Annotated in this window: 14 protein-coding genes and 1 riboswitch; of the genes, 6 read left to right on the top strand and 8 right to left on the bottom strand. The window is 72.2% G+C overall.

Features of this window, described 5'->3' with window-relative positions; translation table 11 throughout:
* Window positions 1-23: 23 nt before the first annotated feature.
* From ACH4VO_RS08625 to ACH4VO_RS08655, 7 genes are all read right to left on the bottom strand, one after another.
* Window positions 24-1,601: an alpha/beta hydrolase gene (locus ACH4VO_RS08625; protein ID WP_360996844.1), complete on the bottom strand. Its 1,578-nt coding sequence runs from the start codon at window positions 1,599-1,601 to the stop codon at window positions 24-26.
* 572 nt (window positions 1,602-2,173) lie between these two features.
* Window positions 2,174-2,941 (bottom strand): urease accessory protein UreD, encoded by a 768-nt coding sequence (locus ACH4VO_RS08630; protein WP_360996842.1) that lies wholly within the window; start codon window positions 2,939-2,941, stop codon window positions 2,174-2,176.
* Complete coding sequence (gene ureG / locus ACH4VO_RS08635) at window positions 2,938-3,615, bottom strand: urease accessory protein UreG (RefSeq protein WP_360996840.1); 678 nt, start codon at window positions 3,613-3,615, stop codon at window positions 2,938-2,940. The genes ACH4VO_RS08630 and ureG overlap by 4 nt, the downstream gene beginning before the upstream one ends.
* Before the next feature lie 43 nt (window positions 3,616-3,658).
* On the bottom strand, window positions 3,659-4,324 hold the full coding sequence (locus tag ACH4VO_RS08640; RefSeq protein WP_360996838.1) for an urease accessory UreF family protein: 666 nt from the start codon (window positions 4,322-4,324) through the stop codon (window positions 3,659-3,661).
* Between the two features lie 17 nt (window positions 4,325-4,341).
* Window positions 4,342-6,063, bottom strand: coding sequence for an urease subunit alpha (locus ACH4VO_RS08645; RefSeq protein WP_360996836.1), 1,722 nt, complete (start codon window positions 6,061-6,063; stop codon window positions 4,342-4,344).
* Window positions 6,056-6,367, bottom strand: coding sequence for an urease subunit beta (locus ACH4VO_RS08650; RefSeq protein ID WP_360996834.1), 312 nt, complete (start codon window positions 6,365-6,367; stop codon window positions 6,056-6,058). Before ACH4VO_RS08650 ends, ACH4VO_RS08645 begins: the two co-directional genes overlap by 8 nt.
* Before the next feature lie 13 nt (window positions 6,368-6,380).
* A complete protein-coding gene (locus ACH4VO_RS08655) occupies window positions 6,381-6,683 on the bottom strand; it encodes an urease subunit gamma (protein WP_360996833.1) in 303 nt (100 codons plus the stop codon).
* Between the two features lie 904 nt (window positions 6,684-7,587).
* Window positions 7,588-7,789: riboswitch (cyclic di-AMP (ydaO/yuaA leader) on the top strand.
* A 3-nt stretch (window positions 7,790-7,792) separates the two neighbouring features.
* Here ACH4VO_RS08655 and ACH4VO_RS08660 point away from each other — a divergent pair.
* Complete coding sequence (locus ACH4VO_RS08660; protein WP_360996831.1) at window positions 7,793-8,263, top strand: C40 family peptidase; 471 nt, start codon at window positions 7,793-7,795, stop codon at window positions 8,261-8,263.
* A 188-nt stretch (window positions 8,264-8,451) separates the two neighbouring features.
* Window positions 8,452-8,673, top strand: a complete 222-nt coding sequence (locus ACH4VO_RS08665; protein WP_398440900.1) for a LysR substrate-binding domain-containing protein — start codon at window positions 8,452-8,454, stop codon at window positions 8,671-8,673.
* 387 nt (window positions 8,674-9,060) lie between these two features.
* Here the strand turns inward: ACH4VO_RS08665 and ACH4VO_RS08670 are convergent, their stop codons facing one another.
* Window positions 9,061-10,242, bottom strand: a complete 1,182-nt coding sequence (locus ACH4VO_RS08670) for an 8-amino-7-oxononanoate synthase (RefSeq protein WP_360996827.1) — start codon at window positions 10,240-10,242, stop codon at window positions 9,061-9,063.
* A gap of 143 nt (window positions 10,243-10,385) precedes the next feature.
* Between ACH4VO_RS08670 and bioB the strand changes: the two genes are divergently transcribed.
* The 4 genes from bioB to ACH4VO_RS08690 are packed head-to-tail and all read left to right on the top strand — an operon-like array spanning window position 10,386 to window position 14,314.
* Window positions 10,386-11,573 carry a biotin synthase BioB gene (gene bioB, locus ACH4VO_RS08675; protein ID WP_360996826.1) on the top strand — a complete coding sequence of 396 codons (1,188 nt, stop codon included), beginning with the start codon at window positions 10,386-10,388 and terminating at the stop codon, window positions 11,571-11,573.
* On the top strand, window positions 11,566-12,870 hold the full coding sequence (locus ACH4VO_RS08680) for an adenosylmethionine--8-amino-7-oxononanoate transaminase (RefSeq protein ID WP_360996824.1): 1,305 nt from the start codon (window positions 11,566-11,568) through the stop codon (window positions 12,868-12,870). The genes bioB and ACH4VO_RS08680 overlap by 8 nt, the downstream gene beginning before the upstream one ends.
* Window position 12,871: 1 nt before the next feature.
* Entirely contained in the window at window positions 12,872-13,579 is a 708-nt protein-coding gene (gene bioD, locus ACH4VO_RS08685; protein ID WP_360996822.1) for a dethiobiotin synthase, read from the top strand.
* Between the two features lie 60 nt (window positions 13,580-13,639).
* Window positions 13,640-14,314: a class I SAM-dependent methyltransferase gene (locus ACH4VO_RS08690; protein ID WP_360996820.1), complete on the top strand. Its 675-nt coding sequence runs from the start codon at window positions 13,640-13,642 to the stop codon at window positions 14,312-14,314.
* Window positions 14,315-14,454: the final 140 nt, after the last annotated feature.

The raw sequence follows: 14,454 nt of genomic DNA on the forward strand, positions 1-14,454 counted from the left end.
CGCCCCCTGGATACCGGTGCCCGTTACGGCTTCGGCGTGGCGTGCGGGGTGCACGTCACGTCGTGCGGGTCGGTCTTCCCGGTGAGCAGGTAGGTGTCCACCCGCTCGTTGATGCAGGGGTTGACCAGGCCGGTGACGCCGTGGGAGCCGGCGCCCTCCTCGGTGATGAGGCGGGAGCCCGCGAAGCGCTTGTGCAGCTCGACGGCGCCCTCGTACGGAGTGGCGGCGTCACGGGTGGACTGCACGATCAGCACCGGCGGCAGGCCCTTGCCGGTGCGGACGTCCAGCGGGGTCTGCTGCTTGGCCGACCAGGTCGCACAAGGGAGGTTCATCCAGGCGTTGGCCCAGGTCATGAACGGGTTGTCCTGGTGCAGCCGGGTGTTGTCGCGGTCCCACTTCTGCCAGCTGGTGGGCCACTTGGCGTCCGCGCACTCCACCGCCGTGTACACGGCGTTGCCGTTCTCCGAGGACGCGTTGCCCGCGGTGTCCGACAGGTCGGGTGCCGCCGCGTCGACCAGCGCCTGGGTGTCGCCACCCAGATAGGCGCTCCACGTCCGGGCGGTGCGTGCCCAGGCGGAGTCGTAGTACGGCGCGCTCTGGAAGAAGCCGATGAGTTCGGCGGGTCCGACGACGCCACCGATCGGGTTCTTCTTGGCGGCCGCGCGCAGCGTCAGCCACGCCTGCTCGACCTTCTCCGGGGTGTCGCCGATGTGGTACGTGGCGTCGTTCTTGGCGACCCACGCCTTCCAGTCGTCCCAGCGGGTCTGGAAGGCGATGTCCTGGTTGAGGTTGGCCTGGTACCAGATGTTGTCCTTCGCGGGGTTGACCACGCTGTCGACGACCATGCGACGTACGTGGCCCGGGAAGAGCGTTCCGTAGACCGCGCCCAGGTAGGTGCCGTAGGAGACGCCCAGGAAGTTGAGCTTCTCCTCACCGAGTGCGGCGCGGATGACGTCCAGGTCGCGGGCGGTGTTGGGGGTCGTCATGTGCGGCAGCATCTCGCCGCTGCGCTCGGCGCAGCCGTCCGCGTACTCGGCCGCGAGCTTGCGCTGCGCGCGCTTGTCGGCCTCGCTGTCGGGGACCGGGTCCGCCTTCGGCGCCTTCACGAACTCCTGCGGGTCCATGCAGGAGATCGGTGCCGAGTGGCCCACACCGCGGGGGTCGAAGCCGACGAAGTCGTATGCCTGGGCGGCGTTCACCCACAGCGGGCTCTTGTTGAGGATGCGCTTCGGGAACGCCATGCCCGAACCGCCGGGGCCTCCGGGGTTGTAGAGGAGCGCGCCCTGGTGTTCGGCCTTCGTGCCCGTACTGACGTGACGGTCGACGGCGAGCTTGATCTGCTTGCCGTTCGGCTTCGCGTAGTCGAGCGGCACGGTGACCCAACCGCACTGGATGGGCGCCGAGATCGCCCAGTCCGCCGGGCAGGCCGCCCAGTCGATGCCGGCCTTCTCCGCCCGGTCCGCGGCGAGCTGGACGCCACGCGCCTCCGGGTTGCCGTGGTGACGGCCGTCGGCGTTGGCCGCCGGTGCGGCTATCGCGCCCGCTATGAGCGTGCCCGCGATCAGAGTGCCGGCCGAGCCGAGCACTGCTGTGCGTCTCAAGTGGAACCTCCCCCTACGTGATGCGCCGCTCGTAGCGGCACAGTCGTTCGTGTGTCCAGCGGATCCTTTCGCCTGTGGGGTTGCTGAGAACAGGGCGTACACGTGTTTCTTTACCGAACCAATAACCGGTGCTCCGGGTCCCGCTGAGCGGACCGGGGCATGGCCGGTGGATCGAAATCGGGCGATTCACGGCATCCCGCGTCCTCGCGTCCCGAATGCCGCGTCCCGGATACCGCGTCCCGGATACCGCGCGCCGGCCCGTACCGCACGACGGCCCCGGCCCCGAGGCGGCTCCGCCTCTGCGGGACGTGGCCGCAGTACGGTGCCGCCCCCGTTCCGTCGTACGCGGCCTGCGCCGGCCGCAGATCGGCACACTGCCGGACGACGACGCGACGCTGCGCTCCGCCGAGCGCAACGGCCTCGTACGCGAAGGCGCGCCGCACTCGCCGGCCTGGGTGGTGGGCGCATTCCTGGATGGGTTGCCGCTCGGACTCCTCGCCCAGGACCGGAAGCCGGCTCCGGGGGTCGGGCTGCCGCCGGGGCGGACCGGCTCCGTGCGGCCGAGGGTCCGGTCAGGCTCCGTGCGACAGCCCGTTCAGTGCCTCGTCCAGGATGCCTCGCAGGAGCCGGGCGTCTGCGGCAAGTGCCGTCACGAGCACGGCCGGCCCTGCCAGCGGGGTGAGCACGGCGGCGGGACCGAGGAGTCTCGGCGCCGCCGGAGCACCCTCGAACAAGGGGTCGACAACGAGCAGTTGGCCGACGGCCCGGTGACCGCCGAGCACTGCCGCACCGTCCCAGCCACCGGGCGCGGCCGGTCCGTACGCCACCTGCTGGTCCAGCAGCGGCCGGCCGGCGAGACGGACAGTCAGCCGGGTGGAGAGACTGCCCGTCCGTTCACCGTGCCGGCCGAGAATCTGCTCTTCCCGCAGCACCAGGCGTGCACCGGCGGCGAGTTCGACCTGCGTAACCATGTCCAGTTCGCTGCCGCGGGCGGAGACGAGCTGTTCGGGAAGCCAGCGCAGCACCGCCCCCTCCCCCACGCTCAGCCTGATGGCGTACGACGCGGGGCCCGCGTCCGGCCCCGCGCCCGGCAGTGCCACGGTCGCCGCGGCGGAGTCCACCGACAGCCGCGCCCCGGCTTCGGCCCGCGTCTCGATGGCGAGCCGGTCGCCGCCGAGGGGTGCGCTCATGGCGCCGACCACCGTGACGCGTGCGTAGCCGGCCTCCGGGGATCTGGTGCGGCGCACGGCGAGTGGCCCGTCGCTCTCCAGTACGGGCAGCAGGGTGGAGCCGCGGCCGTCGGTGACCGCCGTGATCCGTGCGGTGGCGCTGACGCTCATGCGGCCCAGGCGGCCAGTTGCGCCCGCACCCAGCCGGCCACGGGCGCGACGCCGTCCTCGCCGGTGAGGGAGGTGAACAGGACCGGGAGGTCGCCGCGCTGGGCGGCGGCGTCGAGGGCCATCCGCTCCAGGTCGGAGCCGACGTAGGGGGCGAGGTCGGTCTTGTTGATGACGAGGAGGTCGGCGGTGGTGACGCCGGGTCCGCCCTTGCGCGGGATGTCGTCGCCGCCCGCCACGTCGATCACGAAGATCTGGGCGTCGACGAGCCCTTTGGAGAAGGTGGCCGTCAGGTTGTCGCCCCCGGATTCGACGAGGATCAGATCGAGCGGCCCCACGGAGTCCTCGAGGTCCTCGACGGCTTCGAGGTTCGCGGAGATGTCGTCCCGGATGGCGGTGTGAGGGCAGGCGCCGGTCTCCACGGCCTGGATGCGCTCGGGGGGCAGCACCGCGTTGCGGAGCAGGAAGGCGGCGTCCTCCTGGGTGTAGATGTCGTTGGTGACCACGGCGATGGACAGCCGGTCGCGCAGGACACGGCAAAGGGCGGCGACGGTCGCGGTCTTCCCGGAACCCACGGGCCCCCCGAGGCCGATGCGCAGGGCGCGACGGGTTCCGTCGGGGCGCACGGCGTCGGCGCTGAGAGCCGCGGGTCCGTCATGGGCGTGGTCGAGGTGCATGGGTGCGGCTCCTGTGAGGATCGGGAATCGGGAATCGGTGGCGTCAGGACGCGAACAGCCGGAGGGGCCAGGCCGCGTGCGCCTCCGCGGTGATGTCGAGGAGCGGTGCGGAGGCGGCGGGCAGGGCGTCGATGCCTTCCCTCGCGGCCGCGGCGGCCTGTTCGGCGACCCGATCGAGCGCGGGCGCGAGGCGGGCGAGGACTGCGGTGGCCTCGAAGGGGTCCAGGGAGAGCAGCCGGACCACCGCGGTGGCGGGTCCGCTGACGGTCTCGTACGCGACGCAGTGTGCGGCGTCCTCCGGACCGAGGCCCGCCGTGCGTGCGGTGAGGCCGAGGACGACGGGCTGGTGCGCGCCGCGCGGGCGGGCCGCGGCGAGTGCGTCCAGCTCGGGGCCGGGCCAGGTCGCCCGCGCCGCCCGCATGAGCTGGCGGCCGAGCTTGCGTCCCACGGACCGCAGCGCGGGCGAGGGGGTCCGGGCGTCGGCTGCCTCGTCGAGGGCGAGCGGGTCGAGCCCGTGGGCCGCCGCGGCGGCGAGCGCCGCGGCGGTGAGGCCGGTGGTGTGCAGCCGGCCCAGGCAGAAGTCCGCCAGGCTCCGGGCGTCACGGATGTGGCCCGCCTTGACGGCAGGCTCGGCCCCTCCGGAGTGGGCGTGGCCTCCGGCCGGGAAGCGGCCGTCGGCAAGGACGAGGAGTGCGGCGCGTGTCGTCATGAGGTGCCGTCCGCCGCTCAGAAGAGGAAGTAACGCTGGGCCATCGGGAGTTCGGCGGCCGGTGCGGGCTCGACCCGTTCCCCGTCGATGGTGACGGCGAAACTGTCGGGTTCCACGTGGACCTGGGGCAGAGCGTCGTTCTCCCGCATGTCCGCCTTGGTGATTCCGCGCGTACTGGTGATCGGGACGAACCGCTTGCCGAGGCCCAGCCGTTCCGGCAGCCCGTCCGCCAGCGCCGCTTCGGCGACGAAGTTGACGGAGTTGGCGGCGGGCGCCCGGCCGACGGCGCCGAACATCGGGCGCGGCAGGACCGGCTGGGGGGTGGGAATGGAGGCGTTGGCGTCTCCCATCTGCGCGTAGGCGATCTGGCCGCCCTTGATCACAGTCCGGGGCTTGACGCCGAAGAACGCCGGGTCCCACAGGACGAGGTCGGCGAGCTTGCCTGTCTCGACCGAGCCGATCTCCCGGTCGAGTCCCTGGGCGACGGCCGGGTTGATCGTGTATTTGGCGACATAGCGACGTGCGCGGTGGTTGTCGGCGGGACCGTCACCGGGCAGGGAGCCGCGTCGCCGTTTCATCACGTGGGCCGTCTGCCAGGTCCGCAGGACCACTTCACCGATGCGTCCCATCGCCTGGGAGTCCGAGGAGATGATCGAGATGGCGCCGAGGTCGTGGAGGATGTCCTCGGCCGCGATGGTCGAGGGCCGGATCCGGGACTCGGCGAAGGCGAGGTCCTCCGGTACCGCCGGGTTGAGGTGGTGGCAGACCATCAGCATGTCGAGGTGTTCCTCGATGGTGTTGACGGTGTGCGGACGCGTGGGGTTGGTGGAGCTGGGCAGGACGTACGGCTCCGACACCACGGTGATGATGTCGGGGGCGTGCCCGCCTCCCGCACCTTCGGTGTGGTACGAGTGGATGGTGCGCCCGGCGATGGCGGCCAGCGTGTCGGCGACGAAGCCGGCCTCGTTGAGCGTGTCCGTGTGGATGGCGAGCTGGGCTCCGGTCTCCTCGCACACGCGCAGACAGGCGTCGATGACGGCGGGGGTCGCGCCCCAGTCCTCGTGGATCTTGAATCCCAGTGCTCCGGCCCGTAGTTGGGAGTGCATGGCCTCGCGGGACATGGTGTTGCCCTTGCCGAGCAGGCCGATGTTGACGGGGTACTCCTCCAGTGCCTCGAACATCCGGGCGAGGTGCCAGGGTCCTGGGGTGACGGTGGTCGCCTTGCTGCCCTCCGCGGGCCCGGTTCCACCCCCGACGAGTGTCGTGATGCCGGCGGAGAGCGCCTGGTCGATCAGGGTCGGCGAGATGAAGTGGACGTGCGCGTCGATGGCCCCCGCCGTGACGAACATGCCGTTGCCCGCGATGATCTCCGTCTCGGGGCCGATGACGAGGTCGGGGTGGACGCCGTCCATCGTGTCCGGGTTGCCGGCCTTGCCGATGCCGGTGATCCGACCGCCTCGGATGCCGATGTCGGCCTTGACGACACCCCAGTGGTCGATGATGACGGCGCCGGTGACCACGGTGTCGGGCGCGCCCTCGGCGCGGGTGGTGCGCGCCTGGCCCATCGACTCCCGGATCACCTTCCCGCCGCCGAACACGGCTTCGTCACCGGCCAGTCCGGGCCCCCCGGAGCGGTCCTCCTCGATCTCGACGACGAGATCGGTGTCGGCGAGCCGGATGCGGTCGCCGGTGGTGGGGCCGAACAGGTCGGCGTATACGGCACGGCTGAGTTCAGGCATCGAGAGGACCTCCGGTGTCGCCGCGCAGCCCGGGAACGACGCGCAGACCTGCGAGCGGGACGAGCTCGACGTCGACCGGGATGCCGGGCTCGAAGCGCACGGCGGTCCCCGCCGCGATATGGAGACGCAGCCCGCGGGCAGCGGGACGGTCGAACTCCAGACCCGGGTTGGTCTCGGCGAAGTGGTAGTGCGAGCCGACCTGGACGGGGCGGTCCGCGACGTTGAGGACGGTGAGGCGGGTGACGGGGCGCCCCTCGTTGAGCGGCACGGTGCCGTCCGCGTAGAGGATCTCTCCGGGAATCATCGGTGTGCTCCCGTCAGACGATCGGTTCATGGACGGTGACGAGCTTGGTGCCGTCCGGGAAGGTGGCCTCCACCTGGACGTCGTGGATCATCTCCGGGATGCCGTCCATGACGTCCTCCCGGGTGAGCACCTTCCTTCCCGAGGCCATCAGTTCGGCGACGGTCCGGCCGTCACGCGCACCCTCCAGGAGGTGTGAGGTGATCAGGGCGACCGCCTCGGGATGGTTCAGCCGCAGCCCGCGCGCCCTGCGCTTTCCGGCGACATCGGCCGCCACGTGGATGAGCAGGCGTTCCTGTTCGTGCGGAGTCAGTTGCACGCTTCCACCTCTTCGTCTTCCGCCCGGTACCGGCTCCGGGCGCAGCGGGACCCTATCCACCTTCAACACTTTGTTGAAGGTGGAAGAGGGCCTCGCGGCCAGGTATTGCACGTTAGGGCGGAAGTTTTTCCGGCGCGTTAACTGATCTTTTGCCGACCCATGTACATCAGGGGCGCCGAGCGCGGCCCGGGCGCGGCAGGCCCGGCCCGCCGCGCCCCACCTCCCGCGCCCGGCGAATCCGGCTCGGCGAGGACCCCCCGGGCGACGCCCCACCGGGGACGCTCCCGTACCGGCCCGCGCCGAAGGTGAATGCGATGGCTGCGTCTCTGGGTGTGGTCGGCCGGATCGGCCGGACCGATCCGGCGCGCTGCGGCGATACCTGCGGAGCGCCCCGGTCGCCGCGGGCGCCGGCCCCGCGCCGTTCCCCTGCGGGACGCGCCGGCGATCACGCACGAGAGGAGCGAGACGCAGATCCACGCGGAGACACCGGTCCGCCCCTGCGCAGGCTGGTCGGGGACCGGCGCGCCAGGTGGGTCACCATGCCGCCGACCGCTACGAGTTGAGCTCCCGGTCGCCCGACTGCCGCATCCTCTCCGCTTCTCGGCGCACGCGCCGCGACACGCCCGGCGGGCCGAGGAATCTTCCTCCCTCGTTCGGCTCAGACAGCCCCCCTCAGGAGGGACAGTTCAACTTGCGCATCGCGTGGGGACGCTGAGCGGAACACCCTGTTCCGCCGCTGGTACGCGGCTGGTGCGGCAGGACCTCCGGGGAGCGGCGTCAGCCCCGCCCACCCGAACGGGCCAGCCGTGACGACTCTCACATAACGCCTTTTCAGTTCGGAAAACAGACACCGCGTGAGTAAAGATCCGTGGGACGACAAGCCCCCGCCACCGCGGCGGGGCGGTCCGGGCGGACGCCGAGTCCTGCCGCCGTCCGGACGCCTGGTCGACAGGAGTGGATCGGCAGGAGTGGAGGACCCGAGCACAACGGGCCGCCCGGACACCCGTTCCGGACAGCCCTCGGGGTGAAGCCGCCGAGCGCGGCCGGGCAACTTCGCCAGCCCGAACCCGACAGGTCATCCTTCACAGGCGGCTGACGAAGGGTTGCGCATGACTGCGCAGGTTCATGTCCCGTCTCTGTTCGCCCGGGTCGGTACGGCCTCGGTTCTCACACTCGCGGTCGGCACCACGATGCTGGCGCCCGGCATCGTCGACGACGCCGAAGCCGCGACCAACTCGACGAAGGCGCTGAAGGTCGCCGCCTCGAAGAAGGGGGCGCCCTACCGGTGGGGCGCCACGGGCCCCCACCGGTTCGACTGCTCGGGCCTCACGCTCTACGCCTTCAAGAAGGCGGGCAAGAAACTCCCCCGCACGGCCCAGCAGCAGTACAACACCACGCGCCACATCACCAGGTCGCAGCGGCAACGCGGCGACCTGGTCTTCTTCCATGCGGGCCGCAGCGTGTACCACGTGGGCATCTACGCCGGCGGAGGCAGGATCTGGCACTCCCCGAAGACCGGGGCGGTGGTCAGACTGGAGAAGATCTGGTCGAAGAGCGTCTGGTACGGAAGGGTCCGCTGACGTCCGTACACCTGTACGCACGTCCTCTGTTCGCCCGTGTGCTGATACGCGCCTCCGGGGTGCACGCGTACACCGCACCCGTGTACGCGTGCACACTCCAACGGCCGTCGCGGACCGTCGCGCACCCGGCCGCGCCGTGGCCGGGTCAGTGCAGCAGGGGCGCGGCGACCAGTACGAGCCCCAGCGCGGTGAGCGCCGCACCGACGCTGGTCAGCGCGGGGCTCGGCGTGGCGGTGGTGCCGGAGATGGTCGCGGCGATGTCTTCGGCACCTCTGGCCGTACGGCGACTGGAACACGCGGAGTTCCGCCGGACGATCTCCGTGGCGCACCGGGGAGAGCGGAACACCGCCGCGGCGGCCACGCTGAGGGCTCTGCTGCGCAGCGGTTTCGGACGGGCCGCCGCTCACTGAGGCCCTGCCGGGTCCGCCCCGCCCGCCCGGACGCCGCGGTCTGGTTTCCGGTCAGGTAAAGGTCAGGGCAGGGCAGGGCCTGCGCGGGTACGGCCCAGGGAGGGGTGATCGAGACCGTCTTGCCGCCGTCCCGGATCGGGCTGACGCCGATCCGCGCCCTCCCGGCCGCTCACAGGCACGACAACGGCCCTCTACGCTTCGGAGCGCTCCGCCCGAGGGGGCCGCTGCTCCACGCACCGTGGGCGGAGGCCGTGGAGCGCGGGGCCGACGGCTCCAGGGGCATGAGGGCCGGCTGCGCCACGTGACCCAGGTCGCTCAACTCCCGTACCCGGGTGCGTCATTACCGCCCTACGCGGTCGGCAGCCGCCTCCAGCCCCTCATCGGGCCTCAGCCGTTCGGCATCTCCTCTTCTCCGCCTTCACCGGTGACCGGAGAGGGCGCCGTGCCCACCACCGTCGCCACGGCGCTCTCGATCTGCTCGGGTGTCAGGTCCGCCCGCGCCGTCAGCCGCAGGCGGGAGACTCCGTCCGGGACCGACGGAGGGCGGAAACACCCCACCGCGAGGCCGGCCGCCCGGCAGTCGGCCGCCCAGCGCACCGCCGCGTGGGCGGACGGTGCGCGGACGGACACGACGGCGGCGTCGGGGCGGACGGCGGTCAGCCCGGCCGCGGTCAGCCGTCCGTGCAGTTCGGCGGCGACGGCGCGCGCCCTGCCCGCGCGCTCAGGCTCGCGGCGAAGGAGCGCCAGGCCGCCCAGCGCCGCGCCGACGGCCGCGGGGGCGAGGCCGGTGTCGAAGATGAACGTACGGGCGGTGTTGACCAGGTGGTCGATGACCCGGGCCGGTCCCAGGACGGCTCCGCCCTGACTGCCGAGGGACTTGGAGAGGGTGAGCGTGACGACGATGCCCTCACCCCCGGCGAGACCGGCGGCTGCGAGCGCTCCCCGGCCGCCTTCGCCCAGCACGCCCAGGCCGTGCGCGTCGTCCACGAGCAGGGCCGCACCCTCTTCCCGGCACACCTCGGCGAGCCTGCCCAGCGGGGCGGCGTCGCCGTCCACCGAGAACACCGAGTCGGTCACGGCCAGTGCCCGCCCGCGATGCGCCCGGAGTGCCTTGCCCACCGCCTCCGGATCCGCGTGGGGCACGACTTCGGTGTCGGCGCGGGAGAGCCGGCAGCCATCGACGATCGAGGCGTGGTTCCGCGCGTCCGACACGATCAGCGAGCCGTGCCGCCCGAGCGCCGTGAGGGCGGCGAGATTGGCCGCGTACCCGGAGGACAGCACCAGGGCGGCCTCGAAACCGCAGAACTCCGCCAGCGCGCGTTCGAGTTCGGCGTGCAGGGCGGTGGACCCCGTGACGAGCCGCGAGCCGGTGGCGCCCCCACCCCACGTCCGGGCCGCCTCCGCGGCTCCCTCGGTGACCGAGGGATGGCGGGACAGTCCGAGGTAGTCGTTGCTCGCAAGATCCAGCAGAGCGGGTACGGCGGGCCGGGGACGCAGGGTCCGGAGGAGTCCGGCGTCCGCGCGGCGGCGCGCCTCGTCGTCGATCCAGGCGAACGGGGCGTAGGACATGGGGCGGTCCCTTTTGTAGGCAGCTCACAGACCCTAGCGGGGTGCGCAGCGGGTCAGGGTGTGGCAATACACACACCCTCCGCCACCTCTCCTGTCCGGTTCCTCCTTGGCCGATGCCGGTGCCGTGCGTCAGGATCAGGGCCATGGACCTCCTGAACACGCTGGTGGACAAGGGACTGCGGCGCGAACTGCCGACCCGTGACGAAGCGCTCGCCGTGCTGGCGACCTCTGACGACGACCTGCTCGATGTGGTGGCCGCGGCCGGAAAGGTGCGCCGCCAGTGGTTCGGCCGGCGCGTGAAGCTGAACTACCTGGTAAACCTCAAGTCCGGGCTCTGCCCGGAGGACTGTTCGTACTGCTCGCAGCGGCTGGGCTCCAAGGCCGACATCCTCAAGTACACCTGGCTGAAGCCGGAGGAGGCGACGAAGGCCGCCACCGCGGGTGTGGCCGGCGGAGCCAAGCGGGTGTGCCTGGTGGCGAGCGGGCGCGGGCCGACCGACCGGGACGTCGACAGGGTGTCCCGGACCATCGAGGCCATCAAGGAGCAGCACGAGGACGTCGAGGTGTGCGCCTGCCTCGGCCTGCTCTCCCAGGGCCAGGCCGACCGCCTGAAGTCCGCGGGCGCCGACGCGTACAACCACAACCTCAACACCTCGGAGGGGACGTACGGGGAGATCACGACCACCCACACGTACGCCGACCGGGTGGACACGGTGCATCAGGCCCAGGCCGCCGGACTGTCCGCGTGCTCCGGCCTGATCGCGGGGATGGGTGAGAGCGACGCCGACCTGGTGGACGTCGTCCTCTCGCTGCGTGCACTCGACCCCGACTCGGTTCCGGTGAACTTCCTGATTCCGATGGAGGGGACCCCGCTCGCCGAGGAGTGGCACCTCACACCGCAGCGGTGCCTGCGCATCCTGGCCATGGTGCGGTTCGTCTGCCCGGACGTCGAGGTGCGGCTCGCGGGCGGGCGCGAGGTGCACCTGCGCTCGATGCAGCCGCTCGCCCTGAACCTGGTGAACTCGATCTTCCTGGGCGACTACCTGACCAGCGAGGGCCAGTCGGGGCAGACCGACCTCGACATGATCACCGACGCGGGGTTCGAGGTCGAGGGAGCGGACACGACGACGCTGCCCGGGCACCGCGCGCAGGCAGGCGGGGCCTGCGGTTCCCGCGAGGGCGGTTGCGCCCCGTGCGGGGACGCGCCGGTCTCCGCCACAAAGGACGGCGCCCGGGCACCGGAGGCGGCCGGGGCCCCGTCGGCGGCTCGCACGGACCTCGTATCGGTACGCCGGCGCGGTGCGGGGACGGACCTCGCGCCCAATGCCTGATTCCCTCGCGCCGGCGGAACTGCGTGCGCTGGACCGGGCCCACGTCTGGCACCCCTACGGCCCGATGCCCGGCCGGCAGGAGCCGCTGGTCGTGGAGTCCGCCTCGGGGGTACGGCTGCGCCTCGCCGAACCCGCCCACGGACAGCACGAGTTGGTGGACGGCATGTCGTCCTGGTGGTCGGCGGTGCACGGCTACAACCACCCGGTGCTCAACGAGGCGGCGCGGAGCCAGCTGGACCGGATGAGCCATGTGATGTTCGGCGGGCTCACGCACGAGCCCGCCGTCCGGCTGGCGGCCCGGCTGGTGGAGATCACTCCCGAGCCGCTCCGGCACGTCTTCCTCGCCGACTCGGGATCGGTCTCGGTCGAGGTCGCGGTGAAGATGTGCCTGCAGTACTGGCGCTCGGCCGGGCGTCCGGGCAAGCACCGGCTGCTGACCTGGCGGGGCGGATACCACGGGGACACCTGGCAGCCCATGTCGGTGTGTGATCCCGAGGGCGGGATGCACGAGTTGTGGGCGGGTGCGCTCCCCCGCCAGGTCTTCGCGGACGCCCCGCCGGACGGCTTCGACGCGGAGCCCGACGAGGCGTACGCGCGCCACCTGAGAGAACTCGTCGCGGACCACGCCGACGAACTGGCCGCGGTGATCGTGGAACCGGTGGTGCAGGGTGCCGGCGGAATGCGGTTCCATTCGCCCGCCTATCTGCGGGTGCTGAGGGAGGCGTGCGACGCGAACGACGTCCTGCTGGTGTTCGACGAGATCGCGACGGGATTCGGCCGTACGGGGCAGCTGTTCGCGGCCGGTCACGCAGGGGTGTCCCCCGATGTCATGTGTGTGGGCAAGGCGCTGACCGGCGGCTACCTGACACTGGCGGCAACCCTGTGCACGTCCCGTGTGGCGGAGGGCATTTCCAGCGGGGAGGTGCCGGTGCTGGCGCACGGGCCCACGTTCATGGGCAATCCGCTGGCCACGGCGGTGGCCTGCGCGTCCGTGGACCTGCTGCTCGGCCAGGACTGGGAGCAGGAGGTGAAGCGGATCGGCACCGGGCTCCGGAAGGGGCTCGCCGAAGCCACCGCCGTGCCCGGTGTGCGGGACGTGCGGGTGCTGGGCGCCATCGGCGTCGTACAGCTCGGGCACGAGGTGGACGTGGAGGCCGCGACGCGAGCCGCGGTACGCGAAGGGGTGTGGCTGCGGCCGTTCCGCGACCTCGTGTACACGATGCCGCCGTACGTGACGGGTGACGACGACGTGGCACGGATCTGCCGGGCCGTGTGCGCGGCGGCGAGGGAAGGGTGAGATGACGATTCTGGTGGTGTCCGGCACGGGCACCGAGATCGGCAAGACGATCGTGACGGCGGCGGTGGCCGCGGCCTTCCGGGACCGGCGGGTGGCGGTGCTCAAGCCCGCCCAGACCGGCCTGGCACCCGGGGAGCCGGGTGACGCGGCCGAGGTGGCCAGGCTGGCCGGCGGTCACGTGACGGCCGTCGAACTGGCCCGGTTCCCCGACCCGTTGGCCCCCGGGACGGCCGCCCGCCGGGCCGGGCTCGCCCCCGTCCGCCCGTACGAGGTCGCCGAAGCGGCGCAGAAGCTCGCTGCGGACCACGAGCTGGTCCTGGTCGAAGGCGCGGGCGGGCTGCTCGTACGCTTCGACGGCGAGGGCTCCACGCTCGCCGACGCCGCCCGGCTGATGGCCTCCCCCGTTCTCGTCGTCGCGCCCGCCGGTCTGGGGACGCTCAACGCCACGGCGCTGACGACGGAGGCCCTTCGCACGCGCGGCCTCGTATGCACCGGCGTGGTGGTGGGCAGCATGCCCGCCGAACCGGACCTGGCCGCCCGGTGCAACATCGACGACCTGCCGGTGGCGGCGGGCGCCCCGCTGCTGGGCGTGGTTCCGGCCGGGGCCGGTGCACTGGCCCCCGCCGACTTCCGCACTCGGGCGGCGCGGTGGCTGGCACCGGAGCTCGGTGGGAACCGGCGGGAACCGGCACGTCCGGCGAGCGGCTGAGCGGCTCCGCGCGGGGGAGAATCAAGGGAGCCGTACCTTGCCCTCCCAAGGAGGTTCGTCATGCGTCCGCGCAGCACGGGAGTCCCGCAGGACGCGGTGCACCACCCGGTCTTCTCGCGGTTCTACGCCCGGATGAGCGTGACCGCCGACCTCAGGGGCGGGATCGCCGCCTATCGCGAGGAACTCCTGTCCGGGCTTTCCGGCTGGGTCATCGAGATCGGCGCGGGCAACGGCCTCAACTTCGCGCACTATCCGGGATCCGTCTCCGAGGTCGTCGCGATCGAGCCCGAGCGCCGTCTGCGGCGGCTGGCGGTCGTCGCGGGGCTGCGTGCCGAGGTGCCCGTCGACGTGGTGCCGGGGACGGCCGAGGCCCTACCGGTCAAGAGCGAAGCGTTCGACGCGGCCGTCGCCTCGCTGGTCCTGTGCACCGTGCGAGACCTGCCACGGGCACTCGCGGAGATCAGGCGCGTGCTGAGACCGGGCGGCGAGCTGCGCTTCTTCGAGCACACACTCGCTCCCGGACGGGCGCTGGCCGCGGCTCAGCGGGTGGCCGACCGTACTGTGTGGCCGCTGCTCTTCGGGGGCTGCCACACGGCTCGGGACTCGGTCGGGGCGATCGGGGCGGCCGGTTTCGAGCCGGTGGCCTACCGCCGGCTGCGGATTCCGGAGAAGGGCGTGCGACTGCCGACCACGCCGTGCGTGCTCGGCGTGGCGCACCGGCCGTTCACGGACTGAGCCTTTCGTGAGCCGGGTACCCGGTGGCGTGGTGGACGTCGACTCCGTGGCGTCGTGTGCGGCGCCGCCCGGGCCTCACGCACGGCGGCGCGGTGGCTTCACGCCGACAGGCGGCGGGGCGTGCCCTTCCCGCTCCCTGC

The organism is Streptomyces sp. NPDC020780 (assembly GCF_044334475.1).
Taxonomy (GTDB): Bacteria; Actinomycetota; Actinomycetes; order Streptomycetales; family Streptomycetaceae; genus Streptomyces.